This is a genomic window from Spirosoma aureum (genome assembly GCF_011604685.1).
Classification (GTDB): Bacteria; Bacteroidota; Bacteroidia; order Cytophagales; family Spirosomataceae; genus Spirosoma; species Spirosoma aureum.
On the sequence record NZ_CP050063.1, the window covers coordinates 7,031,835 to 7,053,115 of the forward strand.

Annotated in this window: 13 protein-coding genes; 8 read left to right on the forward strand and 5 right to left on the reverse strand. The window is 46.2% G+C overall.

Translation table 11 applies throughout. From position 1 onward, the window contains the following. Positions 1-8: 8 nt before the first annotated feature. The 8 genes from G8759_RS27955 (at position 9) to G8759_RS27990 (ending at position 15,658) form a co-directional block, all read left to right on the forward strand. On the forward strand, positions 9-1,028 hold the full coding sequence (locus G8759_RS27955) for a FecR family protein (RefSeq protein ID WP_167215871.1): 1,020 nt from the start codon (positions 9-11) through the stop codon (positions 1,026-1,028). Positions 1,029-1,049: 21 nt separating this feature from the next. Next, entirely contained in the window at positions 1,050-4,532 is a 3,483-nt protein-coding gene (locus G8759_RS27960; protein ID WP_167215873.1) for a SusC/RagA family TonB-linked outer membrane protein, read from the forward strand. Between the two features lie 31 nt (positions 4,533-4,563). Continuing rightward, positions 4,564-6,003, forward strand: a complete 1,440-nt coding sequence (locus G8759_RS27965; protein WP_167215875.1) for a RagB/SusD family nutrient uptake outer membrane protein — start codon at positions 4,564-4,566, stop codon at positions 6,001-6,003. A 103-nt stretch (positions 6,004-6,106) separates the two neighbouring features. After that, positions 6,107-8,419, forward strand: coding sequence for a GH92 family glycosyl hydrolase (locus G8759_RS27970; protein WP_167215877.1), 2,313 nt, complete (start codon positions 6,107-6,109; stop codon positions 8,417-8,419). Between the two features lie 72 nt (positions 8,420-8,491). Next, positions 8,492-10,795, forward strand: coding sequence for a GH92 family glycosyl hydrolase (locus tag G8759_RS27975; RefSeq protein ID WP_167215879.1), 2,304 nt, complete (start codon positions 8,492-8,494; stop codon positions 10,793-10,795). A 143-nt stretch (positions 10,796-10,938) separates the two neighbouring features. Then, the gene (locus tag G8759_RS27980; protein WP_167215881.1) at positions 10,939-12,708 is read left to right on the forward strand and encodes an L-lactate permease; all 1,770 of its coding nucleotides are present in this window, start codon (positions 10,939-10,941) and stop codon (positions 12,706-12,708) included. A 98-nt stretch (positions 12,709-12,806) separates the two neighbouring features. Then, entirely contained in the window at positions 12,807-14,432 is a 1,626-nt protein-coding gene (locus G8759_RS27985; RefSeq protein ID WP_167215883.1) for a hypothetical protein, read from the forward strand. 299 nt (positions 14,433-14,731) lie between these two features. Further along, on the forward strand, positions 14,732-15,658 hold the full coding sequence (locus G8759_RS27990) for a hypothetical protein (RefSeq protein ID WP_167215885.1): 927 nt from the start codon (positions 14,732-14,734) through the stop codon (positions 15,656-15,658). Positions 15,659-15,740: 82 nt separating this feature from the next. On the opposite strand, the gene G8759_RS27995 is transcribed toward G8759_RS27990, so the two are convergent. From G8759_RS27995 to G8759_RS28015, 5 genes are all read right to left on the reverse strand, one after another. Beyond that, positions 15,741-16,115 (reverse strand): DUF3244 domain-containing protein, encoded by a 375-nt coding sequence (locus tag G8759_RS27995; RefSeq protein ID WP_232073971.1) that lies wholly within the window; start codon positions 16,113-16,115, stop codon positions 15,741-15,743. A gap of 345 nt (positions 16,116-16,460) precedes the next feature. Continuing rightward, positions 16,461-17,390 (reverse strand): sugar ABC transporter substrate-binding protein, encoded by a 930-nt coding sequence (locus tag G8759_RS28000; protein WP_232073972.1) that lies wholly within the window; start codon positions 17,388-17,390, stop codon positions 16,461-16,463. A gap of 47 nt (positions 17,391-17,437) precedes the next feature. Beyond that, a complete protein-coding gene (locus tag G8759_RS28005) occupies positions 17,438-18,424 on the reverse strand; it encodes an ABC transporter permease (RefSeq protein ID WP_167215889.1) in 987 nt (328 codons plus the stop codon). An 18-nt stretch (positions 18,425-18,442) separates the two neighbouring features. Beyond that, positions 18,443-19,942 carry a sugar ABC transporter ATP-binding protein gene (locus G8759_RS28010; RefSeq protein ID WP_167215891.1) on the reverse strand — a complete coding sequence of 500 codons (1,500 nt, stop codon included), beginning with the start codon at positions 19,940-19,942 and terminating at the stop codon, positions 18,443-18,445. Between the two features lie 130 nt (positions 19,943-20,072). Further along, positions 20,073-21,236, reverse strand: a complete 1,164-nt coding sequence (locus G8759_RS28015; RefSeq protein ID WP_167215893.1) for a Gfo/Idh/MocA family protein — start codon at positions 21,234-21,236, stop codon at positions 20,073-20,075. Positions 21,237-21,281: the final 45 nt, after the last annotated feature.

A 21,281-nucleotide genomic window follows, 5' to 3' on the forward strand; every position in this document is an offset into this window, starting at 1 on the left:
ATCTCAACATGAAAAATCAGGTATCGAAAGAAATGCTCTTCAACTACTTTGCTGGCCGGGCAACGGCTTTGCAAAAACAGGCCATAGATGAGTGGGCTAAAGAGGAAAATAATCGTGAATTCTTTTTCGAGTGCCTGGCTAGTTGGGAAAGTCAGAATCCACAATTTATGGCTGATGCCAATGCCGCCTTCAAACGGCATCGGCAACGGATGGCGACTCAACCTGTAGCTCAGACAGATACGACTCAACTACTGGCAAAAGATACTGCCACAACACGTCGGTTAAATCCTAACTGGCTTCGCTGGATGATAGCCGCTTCTGTGAGTGCAGTCCTCCTCCTGCTGGGCGGACTTCTCTTTAAAGATACCCTCCTGTTTGCCACCCATAGAACCGATTTCGGGGAAACCCGTAGCCTCACCCTCGACGATGGCAGCCACGTCACGCTCAATGCCAACTCCTCCTTACGCGTACCCCGATTTGGCTTTGGCCACAAAACCCGCCATGTAGCCTTAGTGGGCGAGGCTGATTTCGACATCAAACACCTGGTTGACAATCAACCCTTTGTGGTACAGACCAATAAAAATTTCGAAGTACTGGTGCTGGGCACTCAGTTTCTGGTCAACACCCGCGAGCAAGGCACCAAAGTGGTACTCAACAAAGGCAAAGTCCGGCTGAAGTATCAGGAAGGCACCACCAGCAAGCAATTGACCATGAAGCCCGGCAATCTGGTCACCTTCGATCAGAAAGGCCATATCAGCCTCCGGCAAACCCCTAAACCGCAGGACTATACCTCCTGGAAGGAGCATCGGTTTGTCTTTGATGGCACTACGTTGGCCGAGATCAGCGGTTTGTTTGCCAGCAATTATGGCATCCAGGTTCAGATCCCGGATAAAGCGTTGACGCAGTGGACGATTTCGGGGGCCTTCACGGCCTACAGTGCCGCCGAGTTGATGGAGACCCTGGCGAGTGCGTCCAATCTGAGTTATCGACAGCAAGGAGATACGATTATCATAACCCAAGCTCATTAACCCCAAAACCTACTACAAACTATGAAGAAAATTGTACGCGTGCTACTCCTGGTTGGAGTGGCGCTGGGAGGAGTACGCCCTGGACTTTCGCAACTAATAGCCAGTGTCCAGCCAATACACGTAAAAGAAGGCACGCTCAAAACATCCACCAAAAAGCTGAAAGATGTTCTGAAAAAGTTACAGGATCACTATTCCGTCGATATCCTGTTTCTGGATCGGAACGTAGAAGGTCTGACCGTAGATGGCGATGTCATTAATTTCAATGCGAACATTGAGCAGAATCTTAATGCGATCCTGAAACCATTGGGGCTACTTTACAAAAAAGTAAAGAATGGTGGCTATGTCGTTGTCGTTAAAGAATCAGCGGAAAGAATACAGGCCAGCACCGTGCAGATGCCTGTTATCGCTACTGTTTTGTCTCACAGAGCTGATAATGAACTGGACAATCAGCAATTGTTACTGAATCGCGGAGGAGATTTAACCATCGACAAAAGCACTGATATTGCTGTTCAGGGCACAGTAACCGATGAAAAAGGGGAGAATCTACCGGGGGTAAGTATTGTTGTAAAAGGTACTCAAAAAGGAACGACCACCGATGCAGATGGACGCTATAAAATGGATGTGCCGACTGAATCAGCCATTCTCATCTTTAGTTTTGTTGGCTACCTGCCACAGGAGGTTAATGTAGGAAACCGCACCATCGTCGATGTTGCTTTAAAGACCGATAATAAGACCCTCGATGAGATTGTCGTTGTGGGATACGGAACTGTCAAGAAAAAAGACCTGACTGGTTCAGTTGGTGTCATCAGCAGTAAAGAAGTAAAAGACCTGGGAGTAACCCGTATTGAACAAGGATTGGCGGGTCGCGTGGCCGGGGTTCAGGTTAAAGCCGTTTCGGGTGAACCCGGTGCAGCACCACAAATCAGAGTGCGCGGTATCGGCAGTATTTCGGCAGGGGCCGGGCCACTGTATGTTGTCGATGGATTTCCGACCGATAACATTCAAACCCTGAATCCAAATGATATTGAAACGCTGGATATTTTGAAAGATGCTTCCGCCACGGCCATTTATGGATCGCGGGGATCAAATGGGGTCGTAATCATTAATACCAAGCGGGGAAAATCGGGCAAAGCAACTGTTACGCTCGATACCTACTACGGCTGGCAAAAGGTATCTAAAGTGCCCATCATGAAGAATTCGCTAGAACAGGCAAATTTCTTCTATGATGGCATGCGCAATAAAAACCTGGATGCAGGTAAGGATGTAACGGGACCAGCAACTTCATGGTTTACGCCAGTACCGGCCATTATTATGGATGTTCTGGAAGGTCGGAACAAGACCGACGAAAATTCGCTGGACAAAGTATTGATTACGGCGCCCCAACGCCAGATTCAATTATCAGCTACGGGAGGTTCCGAGAATATACGCTATGCCGTCAGTGGGGAATATTTCAATCAGGATGGCATTATCATTAATAGCGGTTTCAAACGGTATTCCTTACGAACCAACATTGACGCTCAGTTGTCAAAACGGTTTTCGTTGAAATTAAACTTCAATCCATCGTATACAGATCAGCGTTCACTACCATCTACCGGTGTCAGTGGCGGTACGGCCAGTACGCTGGGAATAGTCGCTTCTACTTTACAGATTCATAACTTTCGGCCATTGTTAGACGCCAATGGCAACTATTTTAATTATGCTGGTCTGGCCGACATGGCCGACATTTATAACCCGTTAGCCGTAGCTCAGGAAACCATCACCTCCCAAAAAGGATTGCGCCTGCTGGGGAATATCGGGCTCGAATACCAAATCCTTAATGACCTGAAATTCAATGTCCTGATTGGCGGCAGCCTGTTAAGCGGCAAGGGAATGTACTTCAGACCGCAACGTCCTTATTTCGCCAATGAACTGGCATTGGGTACAGATAATGCGTCGCTGATTACGAACTGGCTGACTGAGTATACCTTGAATTACACTAAAAGCATCAATAAACATTCTATTTCTGCATTGGCTGGTTATACTGTTCAGAAAGAACGCGGGGAATCGAATCTGATCAGCAGCAATAAATTCCCCAATAATTTAGTGCCTACATTAAGCGCCGTTGGTGGTCTGATCACGAATGGAACATCCAATATCTATGAGTGGTCGTTGCTGTCGTATCTGGCACGGGTTAACTACAATTACAACAGCAAATATTACGTAACAACATCCATTCGGACGGATGGATCATCTCGTTTTGGGACTCAAAATAAATACGGTCTATTTCCATCTGTAGCGTTAGCGTGGCGTATTTCGGACGAAAATATCCTGAAAAATATACGCGGTATCAGCGAACTGAAACTACGAACGAGTTACGGCGAAACAGGCAATAATAACATTGGCAATTATGATCAATACGGAACCATCACGTACGAAAATTATGGCTTGGGTAACGCAGTAGCAACTGCCATTGCACCCGGCCGAATCGGCAACCCCAACTTAACCTGGGAAAAACAGACCTCCATTAATTTTGGCGTCGATGCAAGTTTCTTTAACAACCGAATCAGCGCTTCGATAGACCATTTCCAATCGAGGAATACGGATTTATTACTGAACGTAAATATTCCAAATAATACCGGTTTTAGTACGGCATTACAGAATATCGGTGAAGTGAAAAATACGGGCTGGGAGTTTGTACTAAGCACCGTCAATGTCGACAAACAAATTAAGTGGTCGACTGACTTTAACCTGTCTACATATCGGAATAAAGTAGTTAAGTTAGGACCACAGGGAGATCCTATTTACTCGGGCAATAATGTCACGCAGATCGGGCAACCGATCGGTATGTTTTATGGATGGCTGACCGATGGCATTTTTAAGACCCAGGCCGAACTGGATAAGGGTCCGATTTACAATCCAACGGGGAGCGACCGCTCGCATGTGGGCGATATACGGTTCGTCGATATCAACGGCGATGGCGTCATTACCAATGCCGATAAAACAATCATGGGGTCTCCCTATCCGGATTTTTATTACGGCATGACGAACCGGGTTAGCTATAAAAATATCAGCCTCAGTGTCACGCTACAGGGTTCGCAGGGAAGCCAGGTCTATAACACCTCAAGGGGTGGTGGAAACAGCGGCCGGGCCCGTGTAAGAGGTTACGCATTTAGCAATAACTACTGGAAATCGGAACAGGACCCCGGCGACGGAAAAACACCCCGCCCCAACGATACCCCTACAGGTGGTGTGCGCCTGCCAAGCCAGTTATTTCTTGATACGGGATCTTACCTCCGCATCAACAACATATCACTGGCTTACGTATTACCGGGCAACATTGTGCAAAAGATCGGGCTTGGTTCACTCCGTGTTTATGTGAACGCATCGAACCCGTTTATTTTCACCAAAAACACGGCGTTTAATCCGGATGTCAGCACGACGGATAACCCCTTGACACCCGGTGTAGAGGCTAATGATTATCCATTGCCCAAAAGCATCATAATCGGTTTAAATGTGGGATTTTAATGTAAGGCAACAAATAAAAAAACTCAAAAAGATGAAAAAAATAGCCTTCATACTAGCCTTGGCATCCTTTCTCACCATGTCGTGCCAAAAGGATTTTATTGAATTAAATCCCATATCCACCGTTAGTGTTGACGCCGTCTATAAAACGGATAAAGATTTTCAGGATGCGGTAGTCGGTATTTACAGTATGCTGCGAAACCAGTATCAGGATTTCTGGATATTTGGCGATTTACGCGCCGATGATTCGTGGCATGCGCTCGGTAATGATGCCTTTTTAGTATCGGTTGATAAATTCAACATGAATAGCGATGCGGCCTTAATGATATCTACCTGGCGGAATTATTACAGTGCCATTAGTCGGGCCAATCTCATATTAGATAAAATAGCTTCGGCCGATCCGGCTGTTGTGACCAACAAAGACCGACACATTGCCGAAGCTAAATTTTTACGCGCATTTGCTTATTTTGATCTGGTACGCATCTTTGGAGATGTACCTCTGAATACAAAGCCAACAACAATTGAGGAGGGTTACACAAAAACACGCGAAAAGGTCGATAAGATCTATGATGAGGTAATCATCAAGGATTTACTCGATGCAGAGGCAAAATTGCCAGCCAAATACACAGGTGTCGACGTTGGACGAGCTACAAAAGGGGCAGCCAAAGCCATACTGGGCAGAGTGTATATGACCCGCAAGGATTTTGTAAAAGCCGAAGCTAAATTACAGGAAGTAACAACGCTGGGTTATTCGCTCCTCCCCAATTATAAAGACCTGTTCGACTATACAAAAGATGAGCACCATGCCGAATATATCTTCGACATTGAATATCAGGATGGTAACCTCGGTGCTGGCAGTGGATTCTCTAATAAGTTTTTACCGAAATCAGCCAATTCATTAGCGGAAACATTTTATGGCATAAAAGGCGGAGCGGGCGAGCAGAATACCCCTACCCTTGCGCTGTTCGATTCATTCGATCCGACCGACCCCCGGCGTGACGTTACCGTTGCCAAAGGGTATACGGACAATAACGGTGTTTTCCAGGGCTTTTTGCAGATTGCGACGTTCACCAAAAAGTATTTAGCGATTACAAACTCGCTGAACGACAGCAAAGTAAATTGGAAAGTCATTCGCTATGCCGATGTTCTGTTAATGTATGCTGAAGCCTTAAATGAAAATGGCAAAACGGATGCTGCCCTTACCTACCTGAATCAGGTACGCACCCGCGCGAACATGCCCAAATTTACGGCTCTGCCCAAGGATCAGCTGCGGACCAAAATCTATGACGAACGCATTTATGAGCTCTCCATGGAAGGTGTACGGTGGTTTGATCTGGCCAGAACAGATCGTTTGGTAAGCGTGATGCAACCCCTGGGTCTGAAACCTTATATGGCGCTGTTTCCGATTCCGCTGGTTGAAATACAAATCATCAATAATCCCACCGTATTACCTCAGAATCCGGGGTATAATTAATAACAAATTTCTTCTTATTCTTTGCTGGATAATCAGGCTGCGAATGGTCTGATTATCCAGCAACCAGATGGCCCAATTTGTTGTCGTATTTCCGCTCTCAATTATGAAAATAAAAATCGGTATCCTATTGACCCTGTCGGCCCTTCTTTCGCTTGCAGGAATACAAATTGGCTATTCTCAGCAAAAAAAGAGTTCCAGTCCGGCTAGCTCAGCAACGGGCATCAACTACATCGACCCGACCATTGGCAATGTAGCTCCTTTATATAACACCAACAGGCCAGTTGTTCATCTGCCCAATCAAATGATCAGGATGTTTCCCAAACGTCAGGATCACCTGGATATGCAGATTACTGACTTCCCGATGTCCTCTCTAAATATTATTACACCCCAGGTCATTTTCGGGATCAAACCGTTCGCTGGGGCTTTAGCCGACACGGGCTGGTATCGACGCTTAACCTATGACCATGACTTTGAAACAGTTCAGCCCTGGTATTATTCGGTACGATTGACTGACGACAATATCCTGACTGAATTCACGCCCGGAGAACGAACGGGAATCTATCGGTTTACTTTCCCGGCGGGCGTCAAAAAAAATATTCTGCTCTCGCACTATTACAAAAATGGGCAATATGAACTCCAGGATGGCAATGCACTCGTTGGCCAGGAGTTTGTCAATGATGCGAATCACCAGCAGAAAGGTATTGCGTACTTGTATGGAAAAATTTCGGGCAAGCCTGAAAGCGGCAAAAAACAGGGCGAAAAAGATTGGGGGCGTTATACCGTCTTAGGCATTCCGGAAAAACACAAAAAAGTAGAAGGCGAACGCGCCTGGTTCAGCTATAACGAACAGGATAGTCCGGTTGTAGAGTTTCGCTACGCCATTTCCTTCGTCAGTCGGGAGCAGGCCAAAAAGAACTTCGAGAAAGAGCTCACTTCCGTTAGTTTCGATCAACTGAAGGCCAAGGGCAAAGCCGCCTGGGAAAAAACCATCGGCCAGATCAAGGTCGAAGGCGGCACCGAAGCTCAGAAACGTAGCTTTTATACCGCCCTCTACCGATGCTACGCCCGCATGGTCGACATTTCCGAAGATGGGAAATATTACAGCGGCTACGACAAAAAGGTGCATGACGACCAGCGACCGTTTTACACCGATGACTATACCTGGGGAAACTATCTGGCTCTGCATCCCCTGCGAACCATTCTCGACCCCAAGCGGGAAGCCGATATTTTACAGTCCTACGTAAATATGTACCAGCAAAGTGGCTGGATACCCGAATACCCTAAATTTTATGGCGATCGTGCGGGCATGTTCGGTTTCAAATCGTCGGTCATGTTTCTGGATGCCTACCGGAAAGGAATCCGAAATTTTGATTCAAATAAAGCACTGGAAGGTATGCTGAAAAGCGCCGAAAAACGAACAATGCTTCCGCATCGGAATGACCCCAAAGGGGCGCTGGATGATTTTTATTATGCGAAAGGCTACTATCCGGCGTTACGTCCCGGTGAAGCCGAAACCGATTCGGTGGCGAAACTACGCGGCAATGGTCAGCGACGATCGGCCGTAGCCGTTACCCTCGGAAACAGCTACGACAGTTGGGCGTTGAGTGAACTGGCGAAGGAATTAAACAATCAGGACGTTTATAAACGCTATGCGCCAAGAGCGCAAAACTATAAGAATCTCTGGCATGCCAAATCCGGCTTTTTTATCCCAAAAGATGCGAAAGGGGATTGGATTGAGATCGACCCAAAATTTGATGGCGGCCATGCCGGTAACGATTATTACAATGAAAATAACGGCTGGAGCTACCGCTGGAACGTTCAGCAGGATATCAAAGGATTTACGGAACTGATGGGTGGAGCCGATAAACTGGAGCAAAACCTCGATCAGCTTTTCCGCGAAGGGCTGGACCGCCCCAAGTACGTATTCTGGGATAAATTTCCGGATCAGACGGGCATGATCGGTCAGTTTGCGATGGGCAATCAGGTCACCTTTTTCATCCCCTACCTGTTTAACTACACAAATGCACCCTGGAAAACCCAGAAATACACCCGGCTCCTGCTCGACACCTGGTTCCAGGATAACATCTTCGGTGTGCCAGGCGATGAAGATGGCGGCTCGATGTCTTCCTTCGTGGTCTTCTCAGCCATGGGATTCTACCCCACTACACCCGGTATTCCCCGTTACAGCATCACCAGCCCCCTGTTTAGTAAGGTGACAATCGACTTGCCCAATGGCAAGAAGTTCACCCTGATTGCCCATAATTCGTCCCGAATCAACAAATACATCCAGTCGGCGAGTATGAACGGCAAACCCCTGAGTTCGTTGTCCTTTTCGCACCAGGAGCTGATGGATGGTGGTACGCTGGTGCTGGAAATGGGCGAGAAAACCGACAAAAAATGGGACATAACCTATTAGTACTTTTAGGCAAGACTGTACCCTTAATAGATTGAATTTATTTAGTCAGACTCAATCAATTGCAACATAACTATGTCCAGGCTCATTACTAGTTTTCTTAAAACGGTTTTAACTACGGTAGTTGCTGCTATCAGTTTGTGTCAATACAGCTTTGGACAAACGAGCAAGGCAGGCGGCTCTGGTATCCAGTATATTGATCCCACAATTGGCAATGTCGCCCCTTTACTGAATACGAATCGGCCAATCGTTCATTTGCCGAATCAAATGATCAGGGTGTTTCCCAAACGGCAGGATCATCTGGACATGCAGATTACCGATTTTCCGATGCTGGCCCAGAATATCATTACTCCTCAAATGATTTTTTCCATCAAGCCTTCAAAAGGTGCGGTGACCGATACGGCCTGGTATCGACGATTGACCTACGATCACGATCTGGAAGTAACACAACCCTGGTATTATTCCGTAAAACTGACTGACGATGATATTCTAACTGAATATACGGCTGGCGAAAAGACAGGCATTTATCGGTTTACTTTTCCGGCTGGTGTCAGCAAAAATCTGTTGCTGTCGCACTATTATAAAAATGGACAATATGAATTCCAGGACGGTAATAAACTGGTCGGAACGGAGTTCGTTGTCGATGCGATTCATGAGCAGCAGGGCGTCGCCTATATATATGGCGTTTTCACGGGGAAGCCGCAAACGGGCAAAAAAACCGGCGAGAAAGACTGGGGTAAATATACCGTTAGCGGAACCCCTGAAAAGCCAAAGAAAATGGATGGCGAACGTGCCTGGGTGAGTTATGGCGAACAGGATAGCCCGGTGGTGGAGTTTCGGTATGCCATTTCCTTCGTCAGTCGGGAGCAGGCCAAAAAGAACTTCGAGAAAGAGCTCACTTCCGTTAGTTTCGATCAGCTGAAGGCCAAAGGCAAAGCGGCCTGGGAAAAAACCATCGGCCAGATCAAGGTAGAAGGCGGCACCGAAGCTCAGAAACGTAGCTTTTATACCGCCCTCTACCGATGCTACGTTCGGATGATCGATGTCAATGAAAACGGGACCTACTTCAGCGGCTATGACAAAAAGGCGCATGAGGATAAGCGGCCGTTTTACACCGATGATTATACCTGGGGCAATTATCTGGCTCTGCATCCCCTCCGGACAATTCTCGACCCCAAACGGGAAGCGGACATGCTCCAATCCTACGTAACGATGTACCAGCAAAGCGGTTGGATGCCCGAGTATCCACGGCCCTTTGGTGATCGGCCGGGTATGTTTGGTTTCAAATCAACGGTCATGTTTCTGGATGCCTACCGGAAAGGAATCCGAAATTTCGATGTAAAAACGGCTTTTGACGGAATGCTCAAAAACGCAGAACAAGCAACGATGCTTCCGTTCAGAAATGGTCCTAAAGGAGGTCTCGAAGATTTTTACGTCAAGAATGGCTACTATCCGGCGCTGCATCCCGGCGAAACAGAAACCGATGCATTTGCTTCACTTAAACCGGGGCAGAAGCGGTCTGCCGTTGCCATAACCCTGGGCGATGCCTACGATAGTTGGGCATTGAGTGAACTAGCGAAGGAATTAGGCAATCAGGACGTCTATAAACGCTATGCACCAAGAACAAAAAATTACAGGAATCTCTGGAATGAAAAGTATAATCTGTTTATCCCAAAAGATGCGAAAGGCGATTGGATTGAGATCGACCCAAAATTTGATGGCGGGCACAACGGATTCGATTATTACAATGAAAACAATGCCTGGAGTTATATGTGGAATGCACAGCAGGACTTTGCAGGATTACGGGATTTGATGGGCGGAGCCGATAAGATGGAACGAAATCTCGACCAGCTTTTCCGCGAAGGAATGGACCGTAGCAAACCTGTTTTTTGGGAAAAATGGCCCAACCAGACGGGCATGATCGGTCAGTTTGCGATGGGCAATCAGGTCACCTTCTTTATCCCTTACATTTTCAATTTCACCAACGCATCCTGGAAAACCCAGAAGTATACCCGGCTCCTGCTCGACACCTGGTTCCAGGATAACATCTTCGGTGTGCCAGGCGATGAAGATGGCGGCTCGATGTCTTCCTTCGTGGTCTTCTCGGCCATGGGATTCTACCCCACTACACCCGGTATTCCCCGTTACAGCATCACCAGCCCACTATTTAGCAAGGTGACGATCGATTTGCCCAATGGCAAGAAGTTCACCCTGATTGCCCATAATTCGTCCCGCACCAACAAATACATCCAGTCGGCGAGTATGAACGGCAAACCCCTGAGTTCGTTGTCCTTTTCGCACCAGGAGCTGATGGATGGCGGCACACTGGTGCTGGAAATGGGCGAGAAAACCGATAAAAAGTGGGTGGCCCAAAACTAATCATCGATCAGGCGACTGCCATTTTTTCGAGTCTGTTGACAAGCACGACTTCCTCTTTTCAATCAAATACGTATACACACTATCGTTATTCTGACAAGCATGGTTTCTCTACTTTCCATTGAACACACAAACGCTCGACAACTATGAAATGGACACAGGTTATTGATCCACTTAATAACATCACCTTGTCCGTTCTGATAGCGGCAATGCCCATTATCTTTATATTCTGGGCATTGATCATCAAAAAAATGAAAGGCTATCAGGCCAGTTTGATCGCCATAGCCATTGCAACCGTCATTGCTATTTTAGTATATGGCATGCCCGTAAAACTGGCCGTTTTATCTATTGCACATGGGAGTTTATATGGCCTGTTCCCTATTTGCTGGCTGGTGATCATGTCGGTTTTTCTCTTCAATCTAACCGTCAAAAGTGGGCAGTTCGAAATCATCAAACACTTCATGGCGTCGATCACCTCCGACCGGCGTTTGCAGGCATTATTGATCGCGTTTTCGTTCGGCTCATTTCTGGAAGGAACGGCGGGTTTTGGTGCACCCGTCGCCATCACGGCAGCGATGCTGGTCGGGCTGGGTTTCAATCCGCTCTATGCATCGGGCATTTGCCTCATTGCCAATACGGCCCCTGTTGCCTTTGGTTCGATCGGCATTCCGATCACGGTGGCTTCACAAGTGTCGGGCATTCCTGAGATGCCTATTTCGCAAATGGTCGGGCGTACACTTCCCATTCTGTCCATCATACTCCCTTTCTATCTGGTAACCATCATTGCCGGTTTTAAAAAGGCAAAGGAAGTTTTACCGGCAGTGCTGGTTTCGGGAGTTTCATTCGCCTTACTCCAGTATCTCTCCTCTAACTTCCTGGGACCTTCCCTACCCGATGTCATTGCGGGCCTTGGATCAATTGTTTGTCTAATGGTTTTTCTCCGATTCTGGAAACCGAAAACTATCTGGCGCTTTGCCAACGAACCCGCCCCTACGCTCAATACCGATATTACGTATACGGGTGGGCAAATAGTAAGAGCCTGGTCGCCCTTTATCGTCCTGACCATTATGGTTATTGCCTGGGGAATGCAGCCTATTAAGGACGCCCTAAATTCATTGGGGTTATTTCAGTTCGAAGTGCCTGGCCTTCATAACGTTATTCAGGATAAGGACGGTGCACTTCTACCCAAAATATTCAAATTCAATTATTTATCTGCTGCCGGAACAGCCATCTTAATTGCCGACCTGGTTGCGATACCCATGATCGGGCTGACATATAGTGATGGGGCCAAAGTTTTTGCGGCCACGTTAAATCAGTTAAAATTCCCCATTCTGACGATAGCTGCCGTGCTAGGCTTTGCCTACATCGTCAATGATTCGGGCATAACCCTAACCCTGGCCGAAGTGCTGGCTAATACGGGCTATTTATTTCCATTTTTCGCACCCGTACTCGGCTGGCTGGGTGTTTTCATTACAGGTTCGGATACGTCGGCGAATGCGTTGTTCAGTAAACTCCAGTATGCTACAGCAACATCGATTGGTGTAGATCCGGTGGTGACGGTGGCGGCCAATGTGTCGGGAGGAGTTGTGGGCAAAATGATTTCCCCGCAATCGATCGCGGTGGCAGCGGCTGCCGGTGATCTTGTTGGGCAGGAATCACAACTCTTCCGCTTTACGGTGAAGCACAGTTTCATCATGCTGATTGTCATCTGTTTTATTACCCTGGCACAGGCTTACGCAGTAAAGTGGATAATTCCAGTTTATGAAATGATCAACAGCAAAAAACTGGTTGCAGCCCCCGACGCATCCCGAGGCTATATCTATCTGATTGTATTAGCCGTCCTGTTAGTCACGCTGGCATCTACTATTCTGGTTATTGCCAGACGGAAAAAACAGACACCAACTTTAGTGAATTAATTAAAACTGGTGTCTGTGAAAAGCTATATCAGCGACTACAAATCGTACCTGAGAAACAAAATTTGAAATCAAATTTTCCCATTAATAAAGTAAACGTCATGAAATTATTCATTACGAAAAAGGAGTGTTTTCTGGCATTCATTTCGTGTCTCTGCCTGGTAAATCTGAATGCTCAATCGATACAACGATCGAATGTACCGGCTCCAAATTTTGAGGTTACCGGCAGCATTTATCCCTGGGAAGTACATGATGAAGGAATCGACCTCATACTCGATAACATGACCAGTATTGCCGGCATTAATTCGGTTTATTTAATTGCCGTAATGCACCAGGAGCATCGTCCTTTTAACAACGATAAATTACCGGGTACGTTTAATTTTATCCATAACCCCGTTCGAACAGAATGGGATGCCGAAGATTCCCGGGCCTATTTTAAACCTCACCTGGAATTATACGGACGCATCAAACCACTGATGTCAAATCAGCCCTGGCTCAACAATACGGACTGGCTTAAAATAGTACTCGATAAAGCGCATGCACGCGGCCTTAGAGCCGGGGTAGAGGTTTCACATACGTATATTCCGGTGGAGGTTCTAACCAATCATCCGGAATACAAACAACGCGATATAAATGACAAAACAGTTGATCGACCCTGCACCAATAACCCTGAAGTACGGGAATATTTACTGGCACTTTATGGCGATCTAGCTAAAAATTATGACGTTGACTACATTCAAACATGCATGCTGTTATTCAGTCGGTCCGACGATCCCATCCACGGTGGAACCTGCTTTTGCGAATCCTGTAAACACAAGGCAAAATCAATGGGATTTGATATGGAAGCAGCAATCCCCGTTTTAAAAGACAATCCGTACGCTCAGCCTCAACTGGATAACTGGCGCAATTTCAGAAAAGCGTGTACGACCGAAATCTATAAGCTGGTCACCGATAAAATCCATCAGGAAAATCCTAAAATTGATTTTCGCCTGAATGACCTCAATGACCGCACATCGGGATTAGCACTTGAAGAGTTAAAAAATAATATCAATTCGGTTCACCTATCCACGCATACGGAGCAAAATGGCTATCAGAAATCGGATCGAAAATCCAGAATAGCCACGACAAAGTATTTTATGGGTAACGATGTTCCTATTATTCCAGGCGTTCCTACCCGTTTGTTAACAACAGTCCCGATTGTCAAGTCAAGTATCAAAATCTCGGTTGATGGTGGGGCTAAGGGAATCGGTGTTAAGCATTACGACGGTTCGCCTTATTCTTTGCTACGTGCTGTCCGAAATGGCATCAGTGAAGCCGGTGTTCCTGGATTTACGCCAATTATGGGCATGGAGGTTGAGAGCATGAACCTTTCAGGCTATAATCCTGACAAGTTTCTGATCGAACAATGCGTACAGACAACCGGCACAGGAACGGCAACTTCTTCATTCGCGAATCCATCGGGACTATATACGATTGTGGTGTCTTATGCTGACGAAAAAGAGGGTCAGGGGAACTTAGCTTTGTATGTGGGTGGCAAACAAAAAGCTACCTGGAAATTAACTGAAGATGTAGGCTGCTGGAGACGAAAAACCATTCCCAATATTAAAATCAACAGTGGTGACGAAATAAAATTAATAGGCATGGCCAACGGCAGCGAGTCGGCCCGTGTTGATTTTATTGAATTTATTCTACAGGCAACGCCAGATAAAGGCAAAAAAAGTAATTAGGTAACGCAAAAAATCAACACAAATCTCCGTACCATAATCACTTTTTTCAGGGGAATAAATTAAAAAAATAAGCAAATTTTTTCGTGGTAATGTTTTTAATTAGATAGGTTGGATTATAGAAAGCATAGTAGAATATCTACTATGCTTTTTTCTACGGTCCAGTTTATCCTGGGCCAGCACATTACCATATATGATCTGTTTGAACACATAGCTCAACAAATAGATTTATTTTTTAATCACAGCTACAACGTTTTCCTGGTACGCTAGCAACCATTTTTACCGAAAAATTTATGTTTAAAATGAGGTTATTCTCTTTACTTTTTATTTGCATATCGTTTGCTAACTGCACAAAACATACTGAAAATAAATCACTAGCCTTCAGTAAATATCCAAACTTAAAAATTGGGTTTTCAACACAAAATTTCCAAAAGGCCATGCCTGTTAATGTGGAAAGCCTGAGTGAGATTATTGATTATGCATCAACAGAAGGTTATGATTTTATAGAACTACGTGATGATCAGGCAAGTCTTTCTCAGGACGAATGTAAGGTATTGGCTGAACTGGCCAGAAAGAACAAATTAGATGTGATATATGAAATCCAAAAAAATCTCCTTGATACGGGTTATTATGACGTCTTTAAACGAGGTTTAGCCAATACATTACTTTTTCCGGGTCCAGGTATTCTTCGGGCACTGGTTTCAAAATCTGAATTTGAGCTTGATAGCACCAAAAAAGGATGGAATAAGGCAGAAATGATTCAATTAAGTAATCTGGCCGATAGCTGTGCTCGCGTTGCAAAAAATAACAGGGTTCAATTTATTGTTGAAAACCTCAATGAGCCTTTTTTTAGTGATGGCAATGCCTATTTAGGGCTGGATAGCTTTTTCAGGAATACTACTGGTACTGGTTTACAATTCGATATAGGCAATCCGTTTCGAAATACATCAAGAGCAAAAGCTGATCCACAAAAAGTAGCCGACTTTCTGGCAACGATGGGAAATCGCTGGGTGACCACTCATTTAAAAACGTTAAAAGAAGGCGAATCTCAACCAACGCTTACCAGCAATCCGCTTGAGGTCGATAAAGTCGTTGAGCTGATGGCGAAGCAAAACGTACGGTTTGTGACCATTGAATTGCTCCCTGTTACTGACAGGCAACAATGCTTCGACAACCACGCCAAAAGCATTCAATTTCTAAAAGAGAAAGGTATTTTAAAAACTGACTAATTTTCGGTTGCTTTTTGTCTGGCTTAAACCAATGAAGCCCGGCTCACGCCAGGCTTCATTGGTTACGGAAAGAACCTAACTGCTATTGCATGGCAACAATACGGGTTGTCTGTGCTACAGGTCGGGTTGACAGATTCAACTGCTTCCGAATGCTTCCTTCGTTTGATTTAACTTCCAGTTCATACTTACCGTCGGCCAATTCGTTGACATTCAATTTAACCGCATACTTGGCTTCCTTCTTGCTGATATCCTGACGGAAGATTACCTGATTCTCCGCATTGCGCAGTACAATTTCGACCGGCACCTCAGCGGTCTTACTAACCGATACCCGAATCTGGTTATCAATGGTTACGAAGGCACTGGCGTCGAACGACATTGTTTTGGGTGTTGTTGGGTTGGCCAGCGTAGCTGCACTCATCAGAATAGAAACGGCCAATTTGCTCATTAACGTTAACATAGTAGTATTTGTGTTTAGTGTTCCAGAGATTGAGTTGTTGTGTTCAGTTGTTTACCTGTTCGACATACATAAGCCAAAGGTTGTGCCAATAAATATTATTATTGATTATCAACCAGTTATCAGTCGCACCAAAAACAATTAATGTCCGCAACTGGACAATGGCTGTTCACTTGCGGACATTATTATGGACATACAGCCAACCTCTTCACAGGCAGTTACGTCTGAAGTATTACTATGGAAGATAAACTGCCAGGAGCGGCTGGTTTGACAGGAAGCCGGTAATAAACAGGTACTTTGGTGGACCAACCAAATCTCACACTTTCGGACGCTGGCAACCCGGATCGTTTACTTCATGTACTTAGTCAAATTGTCCTTGGTCACCAGTTCGAACGGGATCAGCGTTTCTTTTTCGTATGGCTTGCCTTTAGCGATATTGATGGCGGTTTCAATGGCTTTTGCCCCCTGCTGCTCGGCGTTCTGAAAGACAGTTGCGTCTAAGGTGCCGTTTTTGACTGCCTGCAACGCATCCGGAATCGCATCGATACTGACAACGACAACTTTATCTTTTAGGCCTGCGCTCGTCAGCGCCTTTACTGCGCCCATCCCCATCTCATCATTTTGGGCAAAAACAGCATTGATCTCGGCCCCATATGACTGAATCCAGTTTTCCATCAACGCCATCGACTTCGCCCGGTCCCATTCGCCAGTCTGATGCGCAATCAGCTTCAGGCCAGGGTATTGTTTAAGCACTTCGCGGGCTCCCTGTTCCCGTTGTATCTGCGCGGCCTGCCCCATGTAGCCATGCATCATAACCACGTTACCTTTGCCGCCTAATCGCTTTGCAATGTAGTTCATGGCAATACGCCCCGATTCAACATCATCGGAGCCAACAAAAGCCGTTGGTTTTGCGCTGGTAGCCGAATTCACGTTGATGATTGGAATATGAGCAGCCAACGCTTTTGTGACAGCCGGAGAGCTGGCTTCTACCTCGCAGGGATTCATGATGATCGCATCGACTTTTTGGGCAATAAAGCTTTCGACCTGTTCAATCTGTTTCAGAGCCGATCGTTCGGCATCTACTGTAATGAATTCAACATTGCTATCCTCGGCCTTTTTGGCCATCTCGTCGTTTACATTGACAATAAATTCGTTTTGCATACTGAGCATTGTCGCCCCTACCACCAGCTTTTTATCCTGATTATCCTGCCCGTTCTCGCTGGAAGTTGATTGATTACAGCCCGTAAGCAAGACCGCCAGTATAAGCGTGTAGTTCATTAAAGTTGATTGTATGCGCATCATTTCGACTCGATTATTCAGTTAGATTATGCTTTATTGGTTTGACTCAAACTATCCAGCACAACGGCCCCGATGATGATAACCCCCATCACGACCTGCTGGTAATACGAGGTTACATTCAATAGGTCAAGCCCGTTACTGATCACGCCAATTAATAGCGCACCAATTAACGTACCGGTTATAGTTCCTACTCCGCCCGAGGTGCTGGTTCCACCAATGATCGCAGCCGCAATGGCGTCAAGCTCGAAGCCAACACCAGCGTTTGGCTGCCCCGTCGTAATGCGGGACGTCAGTAAAATTCCAGCCAGTGCCGCCAGTCCACCACATAGCGTGTACACGACCATTTTTACCTTGTTCAGTCGAATACCAGAGGCTTCAGCCGCCTGCTCGTTGCCCCCAACCGCATACATGTATCGACCTAATATTGTTTTCTTTAAAATGACGGAGCAACCCACAAACGCAAGGATCAGTATCAGAATGGGCGATGGTATACCCACCAGTTTGCCTCCGCCAATGAAATTAAATGAATCCGATAAATTCGAGATCGGTCGCCCTTTGCTGAGTATGAGCGCCAGCCCCCTTCCTATTGTCATTGTGCCCAGGGTTACAATGAAGGGAGGAACCTTGGTTCGGGTAATGACGAATCCGTTGAAAGCGCCCAGTAGCAATCCACTGAGTAAGCCCATCAACAGGGGGACCACCACCGGATAATCGTCGGGATGCGCAAATAAAGCCGCAACGACGCCAGTAACCGCAACCATTGATCCAATCGACAGATCAATGCCACCCGTTATGATAACAAACGTGACCCCAAAAGCCAGTAACGCATTGATGGACACCTGGGTTACTATATTGGTCAGGTTTGATAGCGTCAGAAATTTGGGCGTGATTACGGCCAGAATGATGCACAGGAGAATGAAGGCGAGAATGATGCCGTATTGGCCAATGCCTCGCGTACGTAGTGTATAAGTGCCCCCAACCTGATTAAAATAGCTAGTTAGTCCGTTTTTCATCCGTATTATTGGAACATATTATTGTGGCATTGCATAAGCCATGATCGCTTCCTGAGTAGCTTCTTCTTTCGACAGAACAGCCGTTTGCTCCCCCATCGACAGCACAAGAATTCGATCACTCATTCCTACTAATTCGGGCAATTCAGAAGAGATCATAATAACGGCCAATCCTTTTGCAACCAACTGGTTGATCAGCTTGTAGATCTCGAATTTCGCCCCTATGTCAATGCCTCGGGTCGGCTCGTCGAGAATGATGACCGCCGGCGACGAAAGAAGCACCTTTCCAATGACTACTTTTTGCTGATTACCTCCACTCAGGTTAGCAACCTTCTGATCGATGCTGGACGTTTTGATTTGCAGACTCCCGACCATGTCTGATGCGGCCCCAAGTTCGCTTTTTTTCTGAATAAATAGTCCTTTTCTGTGTTTCAGTAGACTAGATAATGTGATGTTATCCTTAACCGATAAGTTCGGCACGAATCCTAACCCTTTCCGGTCTTCGCTGACGTAGCCGATACCCTGTCGGATGGCATCCTGCGGAGAATTTATATTGACCAGTTCGCCTTTGACGCGAATTTCACCATGATCAAGCCTGTCGAGGCCAAAAATGGCACGGGCAATTTCGGTTCGGCCCGCTCCCATCAGACCCGCTATGCCCAGAATTTCCCCGGCCCGAACGGCAAAACTGATGCCCGAAAATTTTCCGTCCCGGCTAAGATTTTTAACCGATAAGATCTCCTCCCCTTTCCGGGCGGTCGTAACCGGAAACAAGCTATCGATTTCGCGGCCAACCATCATGGCTATCAGGCTATTTGTATCGATGGCTGATGCACTTTTTGTCGCAATATACTGGCCGTCTCTCAGAACAGTAATGGTATCGGATATGGCGAAGATTTCGTCCATCTTGTGCGAGATGTAGATGATGGCAACGCCTTTTCGGGTGAGTTCTTTAATGATCGCGAAAAGGGTAGCTACTTCTTTATCCGAAATGGCCGACGTAGGCTCATCCATGATAATTACCTTGGCGTCGTTGGAAATGGCCTTAGCGATTTCGACCATTTGCATTTCGGCCACACTCAGGTATTTCATTTTCGTCCTGGCATTGATAGCAACACCCATTTGGCTCAAAATAACCTCAGCCTGTTTATAAATGCGCTGATCATCAAGCCAGCCAGGCATCAGGCGGGTCATTTCTCGCCCCAAGAAAATATTTTGGGCAACCGTCAGCTCAGGCACAATCAGAATTTCCTGATGAATCATCGAAATACCTTTCTTTAGGGATTCGCTGACATTTTTAGTACTCAATTGATCGCCTTCAAAGATAATTTCGCCGGAATCCGGCCTTAGCAGGCCGATTAAAATCTTCATGAATGTCGATTTCCCAGCTCCATTTTCACCCATCAGCGCATGAACCTCTCCTTTTCGGAGGTTTAACTGAACATTATCCAGCGCTGTAACACCAGAAAACGTCTTTGTCAGCCCACGTACCTGAAGAATATACTCATTATCTAGGCTCATATTCGATAAATCGGGATAGGTTCTGATACAAATATGTGGTGTTTTCGCGCTATCAGGTTCGAAAGACTGACAGCACAAAAACACCACACTAACCTGAAACCTACTGAAGTAAGCTCATTCGTTTATGGACTTAGGGCATAGTCCACTCAACGCCGGTTTCCTTCCAGCTTTTAGAGGCTGCAGAGTCAAGAACGGCCTCGCAAACTTTCTGTGTTTCCAGTGCATCTTTAAACGTTGGCGCACAGGGTTCGCCCGTTTCCAGACTTTTGAGGAAATCGGCTACCTGATGGATAAAGCTATGTTCGTAACCAATGCCTAATCCGGGAACCCACCATTTACTCATGTAGGGTTGGTCGCCATCGGTAACGTGAATGGACCGCCAGCCGCGCACGATCGAATCGTCAGCATAATCATAATACTCCAGCCGGTTCAGATCGTGTAAATCCCAGCGGATGGACGCATTTTCGCCATTTATTTCGAACGTGTATAAAGCTTTATGGCCGCGAGCGTAGCGGGTTGATTCGAAAAGCCCCAGTGAGCCGTTTTCAAAATGACAGTGGAAAATACAGGCATCATCGATGCCGACGGGTTCCACTTTACCTGTCAGCTGGTGCATTCGTTCTTTAACGAAGGTTTCTGTAACAGCCGATACATCCTTGATTCCGCCATTAAGCCACATAGCCGTATCGATACAGTGAGCCAGCAGATCACCGGTTACACCCGAACCAGCAGCCTCGACATCCATACGCCAGGTGCCGGTGCCACCCTGTGGTACGTCGGCACTAATGGTCCAGTCCTGAAGGAAGTTGGCCCGGTAATGAAAGATTTTTCCCAGCTTACCCGAATCGATAATTTGCTTGGCCAGTGTAACTGCCGGAATACGCCGATAGTTATACCAAACGGTTGTTGCAACGCCTGCTTCTTCTGCTGCATCGACCATTTTTTGACCTTCAGCAATATTGCGGGCAATCGGTTTTTCGCAGAGAATCATTTTACCTGCCTTTGCAGCCGCAATGGCAATTTCGGCGTGGGTATCATTTGGTGTACAAATATCAACCGCATCGATATCATCGCGGGCAATGACAGCTTTCCAGTCCGTTTCAATGGATTCATAGCCCCATTGGTCAGCAAAAGCCTGCACTTTTTCTGCATTGCGTGAACAGACTGTTTTCAATACGGGCGTATAAGCCAGTTCAGGGAAAAAATTAGGTACACGATTATATCCATTGGAGTGTGTCCGGCCCATAAAACCAGTTCCAATTAAGCCAATGCGTAATTCTTTTTTGTTTGCCATTATTAAGATAGGTTTCAGTTTTTCAGTTTTCAATTTACAATACGA